General features: G+C 50.0%; 13 protein-coding genes and 1 rRNA gene. 1 reads left to right on the forward strand and 13 read right to left on the reverse strand.

What is annotated here, in order from left to right:
- Window positions 1-39 precede the first annotated feature (39 nt).
- The 13 genes from BMX82_RS06850 to tsaB form a co-directional block, all read right to left on the reverse strand.
- Window positions 40-2,025, reverse strand: a complete 1,986-nt coding sequence (locus BMX82_RS06850; protein WP_317039586.1) for a glycoside hydrolase family 97 protein — start codon at window positions 2,023-2,025, stop codon at window positions 40-42.
- 2 nt (window positions 2,026-2,027) lie between these two features.
- On the reverse strand, window positions 2,028-3,230 hold the full coding sequence (locus BMX82_RS06855) for a glycoside hydrolase family 71/99 protein (RefSeq protein WP_143058336.1): 1,203 nt from the start codon (window positions 3,228-3,230) through the stop codon (window positions 2,028-2,030).
- Between the two features lies 1 nt (window position 3,231).
- A complete protein-coding gene (locus BMX82_RS06860; protein ID WP_091767212.1) occupies window positions 3,232-4,764 on the reverse strand; it encodes a RagB/SusD family nutrient uptake outer membrane protein in 1,533 nt (510 codons plus the stop codon).
- Window positions 4,765-4,793: 29 nt separating this feature from the next.
- On the reverse strand, window positions 4,794-7,709 hold the full coding sequence (locus BMX82_RS06865) for a SusC/RagA family TonB-linked outer membrane protein (protein ID WP_255396563.1): 2,916 nt from the start codon (window positions 7,707-7,709) through the stop codon (window positions 4,794-4,796).
- Between the two features lie 21 nt (window positions 7,710-7,730).
- Window positions 7,731-8,993 (reverse strand): hypothetical protein, encoded by a 1,263-nt coding sequence (locus BMX82_RS06870; RefSeq protein WP_255396564.1) that lies wholly within the window; start codon window positions 8,991-8,993, stop codon window positions 7,731-7,733.
- A gap of 15 nt (window positions 8,994-9,008) precedes the next feature.
- Window positions 9,009-9,503: a DUF5004 domain-containing protein gene (locus BMX82_RS06875; protein ID WP_091767341.1), complete on the reverse strand. Its 495-nt coding sequence runs from the start codon at window positions 9,501-9,503 to the stop codon at window positions 9,009-9,011.
- A 189-nt stretch (window positions 9,504-9,692) separates the two neighbouring features.
- Window positions 9,693-11,282 carry a DUF6377 domain-containing protein gene (locus BMX82_RS06880; protein ID WP_091767215.1) on the reverse strand — a complete coding sequence of 530 codons (1,590 nt, stop codon included), beginning with the start codon at window positions 11,280-11,282 and terminating at the stop codon, window positions 9,693-9,695.
- Between the two features lie 10 nt (window positions 11,283-11,292).
- The gene (gene rseP / locus BMX82_RS06885) at window positions 11,293-12,678 is read right to left on the reverse strand and encodes an RIP metalloprotease RseP (protein ID WP_091767218.1); all 1,386 of its coding nucleotides are present in this window, start codon (window positions 12,676-12,678) and stop codon (window positions 11,293-11,295) included.
- Between the two features lie 24 nt (window positions 12,679-12,702).
- Window positions 12,703-13,860 (reverse strand): 1-deoxy-D-xylulose-5-phosphate reductoisomerase, encoded by a 1,158-nt coding sequence (locus BMX82_RS06890; RefSeq protein WP_036913777.1) that lies wholly within the window; start codon window positions 13,858-13,860, stop codon window positions 12,703-12,705.
- A complete protein-coding gene (rimM, locus tag BMX82_RS06895; RefSeq protein WP_091767221.1) occupies window positions 13,857-14,366 on the reverse strand; it encodes a ribosome maturation factor RimM in 510 nt (169 codons plus the stop codon). The genes BMX82_RS06890 and rimM overlap by 4 nt, the downstream gene beginning before the upstream one ends.
- Window positions 14,366-15,673: a UDP-N-acetylglucosamine 1-carboxyvinyltransferase gene (murA, locus tag BMX82_RS06900; RefSeq protein ID WP_091767224.1), complete on the reverse strand. Its 1,308-nt coding sequence runs from the start codon at window positions 15,671-15,673 to the stop codon at window positions 14,366-14,368. Before murA ends, rimM begins: the two co-directional genes overlap by 1 nt.
- Window positions 15,674-15,681: 8 nt before the next feature.
- A complete protein-coding gene (locus tag BMX82_RS06905) occupies window positions 15,682-16,275 on the reverse strand; it encodes a DUF4290 domain-containing protein (protein ID WP_036914448.1) in 594 nt (197 codons plus the stop codon).
- 15 nt (window positions 16,276-16,290) lie between these two features.
- Complete coding sequence (gene tsaB / locus BMX82_RS06910; protein ID WP_091767227.1) at window positions 16,291-16,986, reverse strand: tRNA (adenosine(37)-N6)-threonylcarbamoyltransferase complex dimerization subunit type 1 TsaB; 696 nt, start codon at window positions 16,984-16,986, stop codon at window positions 16,291-16,293.
- 804 nt (window positions 16,987-17,790) lie between these two features.
- Here tsaB and BMX82_RS06915 point away from each other — a divergent pair.
- Window positions 17,791-17,922: ribosomal RNA gene (locus BMX82_RS06915) — 16S ribosomal RNA — on the forward strand; the annotation flags it as partial.

Here is a 17,922-nt window from a genome sequence, read left to right on the forward strand (position 1 = left end):
ATATCGTGTGCTATATCAAAAGTTACAAATATGTATGAATCAATCTTTTTTCTCAATCCTGATAGCGAAGCCGCCGCTAGGGGCTAAGTTGATATGGAGCGAACCAGTGGAGCTGACATCCTGCTGCAGAATGGTCATTGGGTAGGGATTGGTGCGGTAGTCGGCACCAGGACCATCCTGATAGATGACAGCGCGGTAGACGGTATTGGTATCGAGGAAATCCAAGGGGATGGTCAGTGTGCGTGCCTCGCTATCGGTGGCACCACCCACAAACCAGCGATCGCTGTCACGGTCCTTACGTGCCATCACCAGATAGCGACCTATTTGAGCATCGATGACCTTCGATACTGCCCAGTTGGTGGGACACGACTCGATGAAGCTCAAGGCTGGCTGGTACTCGTAATTCTCAATCTCGTCAGCTGCCATCTGCCAGGGAGTGTAGAGCAGCACATAGAGCGACAGTTGCTTGGCCAGTGTGGATTGTGGATGGGTGGCTGGCACAGCCTTGTTGGTGAAGTTGAAGATGCCGGGTGTGTAGTCCATCGGACCAGCTAAACCGCGTGTGAAAGGCAGCAGCACTTCGTGGTAGGGGGGATTGCCACCATCCTGACTCCAGGCATTATACTCCTGACCGCGCATATCCTCGGTGGCCACCAGGTTGGGATAGGTGCGGCGCAGACCGGTGGGCATGGCACCCTCGTGGTTTACTATCATCAGGTGGTATTTGGCTGCAGTCTCAACGACCTTACGGTAGTGGCGGATGCCGTACTGCGAGTGCTGTGTCTCCTTGCCATCGAGCATCATATTGACATAGCCGGTCTTCACACTATTGATACCCAGACGCTGGTAGAGGGCGAAAGCCGCATCGAGCTGCTGCTCATAGTTGGTAGCCGATCCGCCCGTCTCGTTATGGGCGATGAGGCGAACGCCTTTCGATGCAGCATAGCGACAGAGCCCCTCCAGGTCATAGTCGGGGTAGGGCTTGGTGAACTTGAAGTGATTGCCAATGCGTGTCCAGTCGCCATCCCAGCCTTCGTTCCAGCCTTCGACCAGTACGCCCCTGAAGCCGTGTTGTGCGGCAAAGTCGATATAGCGGCGTGTCATCTCTGTGGTGGCTCCATGCTTGGGACCTTGTGCCCAGGTGTAGTCATTCATGTGCATACCCCACCAGATGCCAATATAACGCCCTGTGTCGAGCCACGAGGTGTCGATCCGACAGGGCTCGTTGAGGTTGAGGATGAGGCGCGAGGCGATGAGGTCACCAGGTTTTGAACCTACGATAATCGTACGCCAAGGCGACACGAAGGGGGCTTGGGCATAGACTTTGACACCCGACTGCCAAGGGGTGAGTGCCGTCAGCAGCTTAGTACCGCGAGGCGTCAGGTTCAGGCTGGCATAGTCGGTGAGGTTGGCCTCGTGGATGGCTAAGTAGAGGTTAGGCTTAGCCTCGATGGTGACTGGAGTCGAGACGGTGTCCTTGCGGCTGACGGGGGTCTTGGTGTACAGCGCCTCGTAGTACACGGTGCCATTGGTGGGTTGCGACCACATCTGTGCATCCCAAGGCAGGTTGAACTCTGTGAGCTCGTCCATTATCTCAAACTGTTTGAGATGGGGCTGCAGGGGGAACTCGTAGCGGAATCCGATGCCGTCGTCAAACACGCGGAACACCACGTTGAGCAGGCGTTTCAGTCCTTTCTTCTCCTGCAGACGCATACGCAACTCGTTATAGTGGTTGCGCACAAAGCGCTCCTCGCCCCATGGCTGCTCCCATGTCTCGTTCTTCGTGTCGCGCTGGAAACCAACGATGCGGAAGTTTCCGCTGAGCAGCCCTTGGCTCAGTTGGAAACCAAGGTTGGAGGGGTTGATGACAGGCTCGCTGCCACGCGACAACTGGTAGTAGGCCTGTCCCTGCCTGACGCCTGCAGAAAGCGTGAGTTTGCCATCAGGCGAACTGACGGTTTCGACCGATTTGGCTGTTGCTGACAGCGAGAGGATGGTGATGAGTAATAGGATCGTTTTCTTCATAATCATTCGAGTGTTTTGATGATCTCCTCAGCCTTCGCAGGTTGCATGGCTGCCAAGAATGCGTAGGCCTTGGCTACCTGAGTGTCGTTCGGCTTCGACTTGCGGAGCTGATACCAGCGCAGGATGAGCGCCAGATGGGCCTCCGTACAGTTGACGCCCGAGAACGTTTGAAGCAGAGTGAGGTATTGATATTTGTATTGTGTGGTTGGCTCGATGGTAGTGCCCTCTCCATAATCGTTCCAGGTGCTCACCTGCAACCAGTTGAGACCTGCACTCTTTGCTGCCTCTAACTGTCGCTTGAACAGGGCACCATTCTCCCTATCGTAGGTGGTATAGCCGTTACCCTGTCCGAACTGCTTATAGACATCCCAGAACCCAGGCATGGCACCACCGATGGTCCAGCCTTGATACTGGCTGTAGTCGGGGGTAGGATTGACCCACAGGAACTCGCCTGCAGGCGTACCGAAATTGCTGGTATGACCATTGAGCACCACTACCTCGACATCGCCTAAGGGATTGGTGATATACTGCCAGTTAGCCGCACCTGTCACGCGGGCTGGTCCGAACATCAGCAGCACAGGCTTATTGTTGTGCTTGGCATAACTATCCTTGTTCATATAGTTACTCTTGATAAACCGCATGTCGGTACGACCTTGGTCCTTGGCGTCATCAGTCTGAGGGAACACACCTGTGGCAAGCGCGGTTTGTTCGTCGTAGCAGAGAGCGAACTCCATGCCGGCTTTGGTGATGGCGCTGACCATTTTCTTGGTGTTGGCGGCAATGGTACCGAAATCGTTCTTGCCCGATTCACCCATGTAGTCGATGATGACACCATCCAGTCCGGCGTATTTCATCAGCAGACACTGGTAGTCGAGTATGGCTTCATCGTCGGAGGCGTAGGCGCCTGTCAGTGGTTCGTAGTGACTCGCCAGATTGCTCTTGTCGCTCTTTAGGGAGTTGGCACTCATTGTCCAGTGATTCCACACACCAGAGGCAGTAGGCTTGACAAACCACGGCATATAGTGGGCATAGAGCTTCATGGAGATGGCTTTCGTCGGCTGGACAGGGGCGCCTGGCTCCTCATCTACAATGACTGGCGGGGTGGGTGGTGGTTCGGGACCGTCGCTGCTACCACTGCCCCCACATGCCGCCCATAGGCTGCATGCGGAGAGTAGTATGGTATATAAAAACATGTTCTTTTTCATATTAATAGCCGGGGTTCTGAACCAGATTGGGGTTCTTTTCCATTTCTACACGAGGGATGGGGAAAAGGCCTGTGTGATGATCGGCAGGGTCTTCCTCCTTGTTCCACCACGACTTGAAGAAGGTGCCGAAGCGGATGTTTACATTGCGGCGCAGACCCTCGAATACGAACTCATGCTTCCACTCATTGTCGATGGCATCGAGTGTCAGACTGGTAAGTCCCTCAACATTGGCACGGGCGCGCACCCTGTTGATATAGCTCAGAGCGGTCTGTGTGTCGCCCAGACGGAAGTAGCACTCGGCCTGCATCATCAGAATCTCGGCATAGCGCATCAGCACCCAGTCGTTGTCGCGCTCCCACTGGTCGTTCACGCTCCACTCATACTTGTCGAGACGTACGCCTTCGTTCTGCTTGGCATTGGTGAAGTTCTCGATATCCTCGGTATAGTTCAGAGGCTCGCCATTCTCCATCAGTACATTGCTGCCATCCTTGGCATTTTTCTGCTGACCGATCATCAGGCAGTTGCGACGCACATCGCCCTCTTCGAACGACGAGTAGAGGCCTGGTTGGCCACAGATACCATTGCCACTCCACTGCCAGTTACCATCAGGCGAGAAAGCGTACTTCTGGTTGTAGTGATACGACATGGAAGCCAGATAGTTGCCCACGGTGCCCTGGGCGTGGTCGTACTGGATGGCAAAGATAATCTCCTTCGACTTCTCGTTCTCGATATAGAAGTTGGCCTTGTAGGTGCCTTCGAGGGTATAGCCCTGCACTTTCTCACAGGCGTTCAGACAGTCCTGCCAACGGGCCTGACCGGTATAGACCTCGGCATTGAGATACAGACGGGCCAGCAGCGTGTTGGCCACATTCTGGGTGAAGCGTCCGTAGATGATGTCCGAAGGCAGCGAGGGCAGCACCTCCTTTAACTCGCTTTCAACAAAGTTGAATACCTCCTGGCGTGAAGCGTTCTTGGGTAGCTCGCTGGTGTTGAAGTCCTTCATGATGGGCACATTGCCGAAATTATCGAGCAGATTATAGTAATAGTAAGCGCGCAGACCTCTGAGCTCGGCCTCGGCCGATTTCTTGGCGGCTGCAGGAATCTCTGTCTGATCGACCTGACTCAATACGGCATTGATCTTAGAGATGCCTACGAAGTTGTAGCGCCAGATGGAGGTGACACCATCATTATCGGACGTCCAGGTGTGGAACTGCAGTTCCTGATAGCGACCACCATCGTACCAGTCGGAACCACGGGTGGGGATACAAGCCTCGTCGCTGGCGCATTCGGCTGTGAAGAATACGTATTCGCAGGTAGGATAGCAGTTGATGCCATTGCCCTCGTCGGTACCAGAGCCATAGCCGCGCAGGGTTGCGTAGGCACTGTTGACAAACGACTCGGCCAGAATAGAACTCTTGTCGCCCTTGAAATCATCTATCGTCAGTTTGTCGTACAGATGCTCGTCAAGGTTTGTACATGCACTCAGTGCAAAAGCCGATGCACAAAGTGCAGAAATAATATATCTTGCTTTCATAATTGTTTTGAATCTTTATTTGTTTCATGTTAGAAGCTTACGTTCACACCAACAGAGACGGTACGTGGACGAGGATAAGAATTGAACTTATCGATACCTGGGTCGTTGAGTACATTGTCTGGAATCTGTACTTCGGGGTCAAGCCCTTTGTAACCAGTCAGGCAGAACAGATTCTCGCCAGTGACAAAAAGGCGCAGCCGACTGAGCCCTAATGCCTTAGGATTGGGCATCGTGTAGCCGAGGGTGATGCTCTGCAAGCGGAAGAAAGAACCGTTCTCGATAAAGTAATCAGAGTATTTGGGGGCCTCTGTAATACCGCTGGTCATGCAGTCGTCGAGCACGTTCTGTGAGGGGAAACGGTTGGGGTCGAACAGTACCATGCGGGTGGCATTGAGAATTTTCTGACCGAACATGCCATAGCCGGCAACCGACAGGTCGAAGTTTCGGTAGGCCACATTGATGGCCAAGCCAACGTTCCACTTGGGCTGAGCTGATCCCAGATATTCATTGATAGGATTACCATCGGCATCTGTGTTCAGAATGTAGTGGCCGTCGGCATCGATACCTAAACACTTGGGACCCCAGAAAGCGCCTGCAGGGTAGCCCTCGCGTATGGTCTGGGCATACATGTTCGACATGCCGCTCAAGCCATGGAGTGAACCAGCCTGAAGTCCTACAGCCTCATACTGGTCGTTAGAAAGTTTGGTAATCTCCTGCTTGTTGTACGATGCTGATGCATTGACGTCGATTGTCCAGTCCTTGGTGCGGATCACGTTATAGCCGAGGGTCAGCTCGAAACCTTTGTTCTCCATGTCGCCTACGTTGGCAAGCATAGTGCCGTAAGGGTATGGTGGCTGGGGTACAGGGTAGGTCCACAGCAGGTCGCTGGTCTTCTTGTAATACAGCTCCAGACTACCATGCAGCTTGTTGAACATGGCGAAGTCGATACCGATATTCCACTGGGCTGTTTCCTCCCACTTCAGGTCGGGATTTGGGTTCTGGTTTTGGGCGTAGGTGTTCTTCCACAGCCCGGTAGTCGCATTCTTGGTGATACCGGCAATGCCGATGGTGGCCAGCGACTTGTATTCGCCGATACCATCCTGGTTACCAGTGATACCAAAGCCTGCGCGGAGTTTCAGATTGTCGAGCCACGACTTGCTGCTCTCCATGAACGGCTCGTTGCTGATGCGCCATGCCAGTGAAACAGATGGGAAGGTACCCCACTTGTGGTTATCTCCGAATCGTGAGCTACCATCGCGACGCAGGGTGGCTGTCAGCATGTATTTGTTGTCGAGGGTATAGTTCACACGTCCGAAGAACGAGATCAGGGTTGCCTCGCCTTTGTAACTATAGACATCCCCCTGCTTGTAATCAGTACCTGCTGCCAGGTTGTTATACAGGAAGGCATCGGTATCAAAGCCGGAACGGGTAGAACCGAATCCTTCGTAGATATTATTCAGATAGGAATAACCTGCCATCAGGTTGAGGTGATGGATGTCTGCAAACTGTTTGCCGTAAGTCAGATAGGTCTCCAACTGCTTGTTGGTGTAGTCGGCATAGGTGCGCTGTCCCCAGCCGTTCATGCTCTGTCCTTCCAATCGGGCATAGGTAGGCTTGTAGATGCCTCCCTTTGTGGAATTCTGTTCGTACGAGCCGTTAACGGTGTACTTCAAACCATCGATAATGTCGAGCTCGGCTTTGAGGTAGGCGAGGAAACGATGACGCTTCTGGTCGTCACTGCGATTGCTGTTCAGCTCTACAGGATTCTCTGTGTTCAGACCTGCCAGCTGTGCAAACGAACCGTCAGGATTATGGACGGGGAAGGTGGGGTTGACATTGGTCATGCGTTCAAAGATACGTGTGTCGATGGGGTGCCAGCTGTCGAAGTTGGCATTGATGCCTTCGTCCAGACGCAGACGCCCCTGCCAACCAATCTGATAGGCTGTCAGTGAGCCAGCCAAACGGTTCATGTTGCTACGCTCAATGACACCCTGATTGTTGTTATAGGTGACTGACGCACGATAGCCGCTCTGTTTCTTCGAGTTGCTGAAAGAGATATTATGCGAGTGGGAGATAGCTGTGCGGAGCAGCTCGTCCTGATAATCCACATCGGCACCAAAATCGTTGGCATTGAGTACGTTGTTGCTACGGACATAACTGCGCCACTGATTGGCTGAGAGCAAATCGAGCTTGGATGCTGCCTGTGCAAAGGCAACATAGCCGTTGTACTGAATAGAGCTCTGTTCTACATCACCGCCCTGACGATTGGTGGTGACGATGATGACACCATTGGCACCACGGCTACCATAGATGGCTGCGGCTGAGGCATCCTTCAGAATATCCATCGATACAATTTCTGTAGGCTGAACCGAGTTGATATCGGCACCAGCAATACCATCGATGACAACCAGTGGACCGTTGGAGGCAGAGAGTGAGGTACCACCACGTAGGCGGATGCTGGCACCAGCCTCAGGCGCACCTGACGACTGTACGATGCTCAGACCTGCCACCTTACCTTGCAGCAGCTGCTCTGTTGAGGTGATGACGCCTTGTTTCATATCCTTGGCACTGACCGATGCGATAGAACCCGTCAGGTCGCTTTTGCGCATGGTACCATAACCGATACCTACGACGATGGTCTCATCAAGAACTTTGGCATCCTCCTGCAGAACAATCTGCATGTTCTGTGCAGCCTTGACCTGCTGAGTGAGATAGCCTACGTATGAGATTTCGAGCGTGCTGCTTTTGGCGCAGTTGATGGAGAATTGGCCTTCGGCATTGGTGATGACGCCAGCTGCCGACTGTCCTACCACTCTGATGGTGGCACCAATGAGGGGCTCTTGATTGTTGTCAACGACTTTGCCGTTGACCGTTATATTCTGTGCTTTTGCACTGTGGCAGACCATTAATAAGGCTGTCACAATCATAAATAGATATCGTTTCATATGATTCTCTTTTTTTTGCAATTAATCCTCTGTGGGCACTTGTATGATTCTCTTTTCTACAGGTGTTCCGTCTTCTTTCTGTATCTCAATCTCGATTTCTGAAGCAGTCATGCCACTAAACTCATCAGTCAGGTTCAGGGTGACTGTTCGTTTGTCACGAACGCCTGGAATCTCACCTGTTAATGTCTTGCTGCCTGCCCTGATGATATACTTCAATTCGCCAGCATTGCGCTCATTGTACTGTCGTGTCAGCGTGATGATATCTTTCGGCGTGAACTTGGTGGGGAAGATACCGAATACAGGATCTGGATAGGGAACTGCAGCACCTGCCTTCTGACTCTTGTCACCACTATTAGGACCCCAGTCAGGATTACCTTCGCCATTGGGCTGAACCTTGACTACGAGGTAGCAGATATTCTCCAGTTCATAAGCAGAACGGGTGTCGGCATCGGCCAGAATGGTGGGGAGAATCTCATCGCCATCACCAGGGTTGGTGGCAAAATAATCGCCTGGTACACCAATATTCCATACCCAGTAGCCATTGGTCAGCTGCTTCACTTTTACTTTCTCCAAGCACTTGGGGCGCCAGGTGTTCAGTTGTTGCTGAACCTCCCAGTCGTTCAAACCTGCATGGGTTCCAAACTGGATGAAATCGGCATCCTGAGCCACCTCGTTCATGGTGCGTCCGCCAATGGTAAACAGGTCGCCATTGAATACTACCGTCAGAGGATCGTTCAACGTGAAGAGTTCCTTGAATCCCTGTGCCTTGATGCCGCTATAGAATTTGACATCCTGGCCTGATTCAGCAAAGTCGGTCCACTCAGAACGGGAGTCTGGTGCTTGGAAAACATCGCTTTCTTCGCTTCCATCCTTCGTTTTCAGTCGGCACCAGAATCCTGGCCAGTCGGCTGTCTGGCAATAGTTGTACACTTCTTGCTCGCTCATGCTCGAAGCACCGCTTGAGAAGTATTTCGTGGGGACCATCGTCATCGTATAGATGTTGTCGCCCTGATAGGTCAGTTTGGCAAAGTCGGATGAGTTCTCCCAATTGCCAGCATCAGGCTCTGAGGGATTCCAACACCAGAGATAGAGGTCGACACCTTCCTTAAAGCCGGCATCGTTCATGTCGAAATAGAAGGTTACTTCTTCGTCAACCGAGAAAACGGCTGGTATAGTCCACATTCTCTGAGGACCACCATGGTCAATAGTTTGTGCTGTTCCTGCCATTGATGCAAGTAGAAAACCTGTCAATAGTATGATATTCTTGATGCAATTCTTTTTCATAATAGCATTTTTATTTTATTCAACGGGTGATAGTGAGTATTTATAGGATAGGAAAGATTTGCCTTCTGAGGTTCGTGATAATTGGAAACCTAGTTCAGGGGTAGCACCAGGTGTGCTGGTAATGGTCAATTTTACGTTTCCTTCACTGCCTTTAAGAAGTAACTGGGTTGCCTCGCCTGTTGATTTTACATAATTGTTGTCTAACTCCCATGTGCCTGTGGTGGGGAGTAGTTTGGGCGCATTTCCTGTTACGGAAAACTGCCCACCTTCTGACAGGTTGATACAGAATGTGTCGAAACCAAGTAGATTCGTTAGCGCCATCTCGTTGCCGCTTGTCTCATCTACTTGTGTGATGGAGTTGAGCATCCAGTTGCCACCAACCTTCTCTGTGAGTTTGATTGGGTCTACATAGGAACCGTCCTCCATGGTGCTGCATGACGACAACATCAGCATCGGAAGCGTTGCTACTGTTAAGGCGAATGCTCTGATTAATCTTTTTTCTGTTCTCATTTCTTTTAAGTTTTTAGAGTGAATGAACTTAGTTAAAAATTGTCGGTGCAAAATTACGACAAATGAGAACTGAAGGTATTAAATATTATGGATTGTATTATGAAAAAAAAGCGGTAAAAAAGTTAAGTAGTTGAATATGAGCTATTTAATATTTTTATAATATTAGATTTGTATTAAAGAAATATGAAGTTAAATGGCCATGATCCGTTGCTCAAACTCATCATTATCCACGATAGATTTGTTTTTAACGCGGGTTTTGTAGGTATTAATGGTATGAACGGAGTAGTCGAGGAAACTGGCAATGCTATCACTGTCGGTGATACCCAGACGTATTAATGCAAAGATACGCATCTCGGTGGTAAGTGACTTCTCGTTGTCTGGCATCTTTTGGTCTTTCTCATCGAAAAGTTTGTTGTACTCACTTATAAAATGAGGAAATAGTTTAAGGAAGGTCTCATCAAAACCATTGAACATGTTCTTGCGATCAGCCATCAACTCTGATTCTTTCAGCGATGTCTGTAGGTTTTCATATTGTCGGGTGACAATCTTGCGGTCTAAGGTCTTATAGAGTTTCTCCACCTTATTAATATATTGGGCATTGATATAGAAGGTTTTGCCGATATACTCATTTTTGATGGCATTTGCTTCTGAGAGTTGGGCATTGGTCAGTTGGAGTTCCGTATTCCTATCAACAATGGTCTTACGGGCCTCTTTGAGTTTCTTAATCTGTTTCCAGATAATGTAGGTGGCAATGAGCAAGCAGACAACGGCTAGCAGAGCTACGATAAGGGCTGTTGTGATGGCATTTCGTTCGTTCTTGATGATGTTGTATCTGTCTTGCTCGATAATCGGCAGGATATTACCTATCTGAATCTTTCTCTGGCGGGCATCGTAGAAGTTGGCATCGTTCATCGACTCCTGGACAAAGCGGGTGGCGCGTTCAATATCTCCGTCTTCGTATAGCATCTCGGCCAATACGCAAAGGGCTGTGGTCTCTTTGGTGGCAGTCTCGTTATCGTAGATAGCGGCCTGAGCCAGATAGTCTTTGGCTGCTTCGCGTTCTTTCTGGGAGATACTAATCCACCCTAGACAGGACGACACGATGGCTTTGATATGGGGATCGAGAAGAGAATCTTTCCATAGCGATTTGAATGTCTCGATACTTTGATCGTAGTGGTACTCCTTCATCTGTCTCATAGCTACGGCATAGAGCCAGTCGGACGATTGCGGTGTGAGATATCTCAGCAATGAGTCGGTGTATATGCCTCCTTGGGTTACATATTTTTTCTGATAGGGCATGGAGTGGTTAAAGTCGGCCATATCGTAGTTCAGACGACTTGCCATCCAGAAGAACTTCTTGCGATAGTCGGTTGAAGCCTCCTTGATATCAATACTCTCGAGTGTTTCGAAAGCTTCCTTGTATAGACCTGCCGACGACAGACAGAATGCCACTGCGCATTTTGCCTCGATGATATAATCCTTCTTTCTCAGGGCAATAGCGGTTTCTAGACTCTTTTGTGCATAGAGATGTGCTGAATCGTATTTATACGACTTGTATTCGTCGTATAATTGGTGATAGAGTTGATATAGAGAGAGCGTATTGCTGACATCTGCTAGTTGCTGACGGATGTCGGCAATACGAGTCTCTTTTGCTTTTACATAATCTGCCTTATGTTCAAGACTATTTTCCAACCTCTGGATGACGTTTGAATGTTGGGTTGCCGACCAGCTATTGGGGCAACCAAGGAACAGAAGGATGAAAAACAGTATATGGCGCATCACGTTTTGATTACATATAACCTAACCAGCGTAGGATATCATTGAGGTTTGCCACGACCATCAGGAGTATCAGGAGACCGAAGCCGAAGTACTCGGCGCGGATCATGAATGTCTCTGAGGGCTTGCGGCGTGTAATCATCTCATAAATCAGGAACAATACATGGCCGCCGTCAAGAGCGGGGATAGGCAGAATGTTCATGAAGGCCAAAATAATAGAGAGGAACGCTGTCATCTTCCAGAAAAGATACCAGTCCCATACTGGAGGGAAGAGGCTGCCAATAGCTCCGAAACCGCCAATTGATTTGGCACCATCGGCGGTGAAGACATACTTCATGTCGCCAACATAGCCTGCCAGCACATTCCAGCCGTACTTGATGCCAGCGGGGATGCTCTCTAAGAAACCATATTCACGGGTGTAGGGCTCGTAAAGACCAGCCAGGCTCTTAACGAAGAAGCCGAGCTTCAACTCTGATGTAAGTGTGACTGTAGCAGTGTCTCTTGCTTCGTTACGTTCATAAACGATAGTTGCAGTGCGCACCTTCATACTATCGGCCTGTGTCTTGGCTGCAGCCATCATGTCCTCGAGAATACCAAGTTGATCAGTAAATTCGTTATAGCTGTCGATAGGTGTATCGTTGATGGCTATAATCTTGTCACCTTTCTGTAATCCCATAGAGGCTGCGGGGGAGTCGGCCATCACACTGTCAACCTCAGCGGGAACGAGCGGACGCACAAACGAAGGCTCTGCCTTCATCATACCAAGCAGGTTGATGTCGCCAGGCAGACTCAGGCTCATCTGTTGGCCGTCGCGAACCAAGTCGACACGCTTGGCTTCTGAGAGGTCGCGATAGAGGTCTGCTGAGAAGTCCTTGAAGGTGCCTTTGTCGGTGCCAAGGAGGATATCACCATCTTGGAAACCTAATGCTTTAGCCTCGGCATTGAACTTCATACCTAGAGTCATATCCTTGACTGGGATATAGGTGTCGCCCCAGTAGAAAAGAATCATTGAGTAGATGAACAAGGCCAGTAGGAAGTTAACAAGTACACCGCCAATCATGACCAGCAGTCGCTGCCAGGCTGGTTTGGCACGGAACTCCCAAGACTGTACGGGCTGCTTCATCTGATCGGTATCAAAACTCTCGTCGATCATACCGGCAATCTTACAGTAGCCGCCCAAAGGCAACCAACCCATACCGTATTGCGTAGTGCTGTTTTTGGGCTTCCATTTAAAGATAGAACCGTCCCACTTCCAGATGCTAGGGTCGAAGAAAAGATAGAACTTATCGACACGGATGCCAAAAAGCTTGGCAAAGAAGAAATGACCGCCCTCATGGAGCAGTACTAAAAGTCCTATTGCCAGCATGAACTGCAATAGACGAATCAGAAATATATCCATAATCCTTTTACCTTATTCTTATTATTACTTATTCATTAGTTCGGTTGCAATACGGCGGGCCTCGGCATCGGTGGCTATGTACGTTTCGTAAGATGGATTCTTATCAAACGTAGCACGCTGCATGGTCTCGGCTATGATGTCGCCCATCTGCAGGAAACCACACTTGTCTTCCAAAAAGCCGCGGTTCACGATTTCGTTTGCGGCGTTTACGATACAAGGCATGTTACCGCCCTTGTTGATAGCCTCGAAGGCGAGAGCCAGACAACGGAACTTGTTCAAGTCGGGTTCGAAGAATTCCAGGTGCTGGGCCTTGAAGAGGTCGAGACGCTCACCGCTCAGGTGCAGACGCTGGGGGAATGAGAAAGCGTACTGAATGGGCAGGCGCATGTCGGGCACACCCAACTGAGCTTTCACGCTGCCATCTTGGAATTGTACGGCACTATGAACAATCGACTGTGGGTGAACCAATACCTGAATCTGGTTGGCTTCAACGCCAAAGAGCCATTTGGCCTCAATCACCTCGAAACCCTTGTTCATCATCGAAGCCGAGTCGATGGTTATCTTGGCACCCATGTCCCATGTGGGATGGCGTAGGGCGTCGGCTTTGGTCACATGGGCAATCTCTTCCATCGACTTCAGACGGAACGGACCGCCTGAGGCTGTGAGCAGAATCTTCTCAATAGGGTTCTGGTCTTCACCGACAAGACTCTGGAAGATAGCAGAGTGCTCGCTGTCAACGGGAAGAATGGGGGTGTGGTACTGCTGGGCCAATTGCAGAATAAGTTCACCTGCAACAACCAGTGTTTCCTTGTTGGCCAGACAAATGGTCTTGCCTGCCTTGATAGCGTGGATGGTGGGGTTGAGACCGGAAAAACCTACCATGGCAGTGAGCACCATGTCGATAGGACCTGCCTCTACTATCTCGTCGAGCGCCTTAGCGCCAGCATATACCTTCACGTCGGGCATGTCGCTCATCAGCGACTTCAGTTCGTCATAACGCTGCTCGTTAGCAATGACGATGGCGGCGGGCTTGAACTTATGAGCCTGCTCTGCCAGCAGTTGTACTTTATTGTTAGCTGTCAGACAGTACACTTCGTACAGGTCTGAATGTTCCTCGATCACTTCGAGGGCTTGTGTTCCAATAGACCCGGTAGAACCGAGTATGGCTATTTGCTTCTTCATAATTCCAAAATGCCTTCCGGCAATTCTATTTCTATTTGATGTTTCTTTGTATCTACATTGGTAATGAGTTCTTCTGAAGCTGGAATCAGACGGCCGTCTTCCAGTTCGAAGAGAATGTTGATGGTGGCATCGTCGATAGAGGCTATCTTGCCTATGGTGTTTCCTGTATTCGCCTCTATGAGCTCGTAACCCACAAGGGCCGACCATGAGAGGGAGTCGCTGTCTTCATCAGCCAACTCGCGTGGGAAGTAGACATCGCAGCCCGTCAATTCTCTTACTTGTTCCTGTGTGTCCATACCCTCAAACTTTATCAGGGCATTGCTGTCGCTCTTGAAGCGATACTCTTCAATAAAGAAGGGTACGAGGATGCTGTCGATGTCGAGAATCAGGTAGTCGGCATCCACACGGTCGAACACATCGTCATCGAAGAGAAAGCTGATCTCTCCCTTCACACCGTGCGCCTTGCCCAGCTTACCTATCTTATATACTTCTTCTCTTCTGATCATTATTCACTTCTGGTAATCTTTGCACCAAGCGCATTCAGGCGACTCTCAATGTTCTCGTAACCACGGTCTATCTGCTCGATATTGTCGATACGGCTGGTTCCTGTGGCACTCATAGCGGCAATCAGCAGGGCAATACCTGCACGGATGTCCGGGCTCGACATGCGACCGCCGCGAAGGGTTATCTTACGATCGTGGCCTACGACTACGGCTCGATGCGGATCGCAGAGAATAATCTGGGCGCCCATGTCAATCAGCTTGTCGACAAAGAACAGTCTGCTCTCAAACATCTTTTGGTGGAACAGCACGCTGCCGCGAGCCTGCGTAGCCACAACGATGAGCACTGATAGCAAGTCGGGGGTCAGACCAGGCCAGGGCGCATCAGCCAGAGTCATGATAGTACCGTCGATAAACGATTGTATCTCATAATGCTTCTGGCGCGGAATCACCAGATCGTCATTCTCAACCTTGATCTTTACTCCCAGACGGCGGAATGCATCGGGAATGATGCCAAGGTCTTTTACCGAAACGTTCTTGATACGGATGCCGTCGCCACACATGGCTGCCATGCCGATAAACGAGCCTACTTCAATCATGTCGGGAAGAATCCTGTGCTCTGCCCCGTGAAGTCGGTCTACGCCTACAATGTTCAGCAGGTTTGAACCTATGCCGCTGATGTTGGCTCCCATCTGGTTCAGCAGATGACAGAGCTGCTGGAGATAAGGTTCACAGGCCGCATTGTAGATGGTGGTCGTACCTTTGGCAAAGACCGCTGCCATCACGATGTTGGCCGTACCTGTGACAGATGCCTCGTCGAGTAACATATAAGTGCCCTTCAGGCGTTTGGCCGCTATCTCGTAGACGTCACGACCAGGTATGCGAGTGAACTTGGCACCCAGTTTCTCGAAACCTAAGAAGTGGGTGTCGAGTCTGCGGCGGCCTATCTTGTCGCCACCGGGTTTCGTGATGACGGCTTTGCCCATGCGTGCCAGCAGCGGACCAATCATCAAGACGCTACCGCGTAATGCTGCGCACTTCTTGACAAACTCGTCGCTCTCCAGATAATCGAGCTTCAACTCGTCGGCTTGGAAAGTGTAGGTGCCCGAGCCTTCAGAAGAAACCTTCACGCCGATATCGCGTAGCAACTGAATCAGATTGTTCACGTCGCGGATATCGGGAATGTTGTTGATGGTCACTTTCTCCTCTGTCAGCAGCGAGGCACAAATCACCTGCAGGGCCTCGTTCTTGGCTCCCTGCGGTGTGATGGTTCCTGATAGCAGATGCCCGCCTTCAATGATGAATGATGCCATTCTTCCGTTTATTTCTTTTTCTTACTCTTCTTGCCGTCGTCGGCCGAAATCTTCTCAAACTTGAAGTTGTTGAGGTCGAGCTGGATGATGCCGTTGGTGAAATGCGCCAGGTCGCTGGCCACGCGCTCGTCATCCATCGAACCGTGTCCCCAGGTAGCCAGGTCGCGCTTCATCTGGTTGGCTGTGTAGAAAGTCAGAGCGTCGCGCTCCTCACCCTCGGGCATGGTCTTCAGCTTCTCAAACAGTTCCTCTATGAGTCTGCCATAGTGGCGCAGTCTTACACGGTCCTTCGGCAGTTTCATAGGCTGAGGCTTCGAGAGAATCTTGTCTGCCCCTGAGATGTCATAGGGCCAGTCAATCTCCAGCTCCCGATGACTCATCAGGTAGAGATGGTCCCAAAGTGTCTGCTCATAGTTGGCATTATCTTTCAGTTGGGGATTCCTGGTCTCCATCTGCTTTATAATTGCCTGAGCGCATTTCAGGCGCTCTTCCTTTGTGGGCAGCTCGCAGGCGTAGGCAATCATCTTCTGAATCTCGCGGCCATACTCTGGCATGATGAGCTTCTCGCGCTGCGTGTTGTAATCTAATCCTTTGATATCCATATTGTTATTCATTATTTACACGTTTAAGAGGTTTTTTGGCATCTTTGCCACAAAGTCCTTCAGGTAGTAAGGCGCGAAATAGGCCACATCCTCCGTCTGGTCGTTCAAGAGTCTCTTTTCTGCCAAGGGCTGCATCCACTTGGCCAAGGGTTCAATACCTTCTATCAGGTGAGCGTTGGGGTGGTTGATCGCCTCCATACATTTCTTGGCACCATTACCGAAGAAATAAACTGGATGCTGGTCAAGATACTCCTTGTAAGTCTCACCATCCACAATGTCGGCGCCAATCTCTCTGATGGGCTTCAGGCCTCGGTCGTAGATGCCTGCATAGACTTCCATCCTCCTGGCGTCAAGCATCGGACAAAGCAACGCGTCTTCTTCTACCATCTCGCGTAGCAACACAGGCACACAGAGCAGCTCCAGAGTAGGCACGGCTATCAGCTTCAGGTTTCTGCCATAGCAGATGCCCTTGGCCATCGAAACGCCGATGCGCAAACCAGTGTATGAGCCCGGACCGCAACTCACAGCCACGGCGTCAAAGGGAATGGCGTGGTTGTCGGTAAACGAGAGTGCCTCGTCAACCATCGTCCCCAGGCGCTCTGCGTGGTTCGGACCGCTGTGGTCTTCTTGCTGAAAGATAACCTGCGAGTCTTCCGATACAGCAACGGAGCAAACGTCCGTACTGGTTTCTATATGTAATATTGTCGACATACTTCTTGTTCCTTATATTAATAAGGTGCAAAGGTACGCATTTTCTTGGAATTTAAATACAAATAATTGGTTTTTTTGCATTTATTCCAGCTTTTTATCGTAGGATAATTCCTTGCCAGCGGTAAGGTCTCTCGCTGACAGATATAAGTGCTGTTTATGGTAAAGTTGTTCTGTCTGGTTGTGACGATACTTATCGTTCCCAGCAATTTAGACTAAATTGCTCTGCAAAATAGATTAAATTGCTCACCAATTTAGACTAAATTGCAAACAAAGAGGCTATCTTTGTCAATATCACGGCTGTTTGTTTACAGCCGCTCGATATGCTTCTGTCAGGAACGGGTCTTATCTTTTTCGTAGTAGAGTTTGGTTTCCCCCGTAGTAAAGTGGCGGTTTCCTCGTAGTAAAGTCGGAGTTTGCCCGTAGTGCCCTTCCGGTTGTGTGATTCCTTCGTTGTGCTCTCGCCTTATATAATATATAATAAGGTGAGCGTTGTTTTTTGCCTTGACATTTATCAAGAGGCTGAAAATAATCGCATAAAAATCGAAAATTTCTTCTGAAAAGTTTTGCCGGTTCGAAAATTCTTCTTACCTTTGCACCCGCTAACGAGGAAACGACCTCTGTAAGCAGGCAAAAAGAAAGAGTTCTTTGAAAGATTTACATAGACAGAAGTAGTACAAGAAGCGAGAGCAGAGATGCTCTTGGGTAGAAAGAAACGAACCGTTTCAATTTCTTGAATTTGGATAGTCGTTCTGAGACAGATAATGATTATTTTCTCTTGTAGAAAATATCGAAGATATAATTTATACAATGAAGAGTTTGATCCTGGCTCAGGATGAACGCTAGCTACAGGCTTAACACATGCAAGTCGAGGGGCAGCATAACGAAAGCTTGCTTTTGTTGATGGCGACCGGCGCACGGGTGAGTAACGCGTATCCA

Source organism: Prevotella sp. khp7, assembly GCF_900109055.1.
Classification (GTDB): Bacteria; Bacteroidota; Bacteroidia; order Bacteroidales; family Bacteroidaceae; genus Prevotella.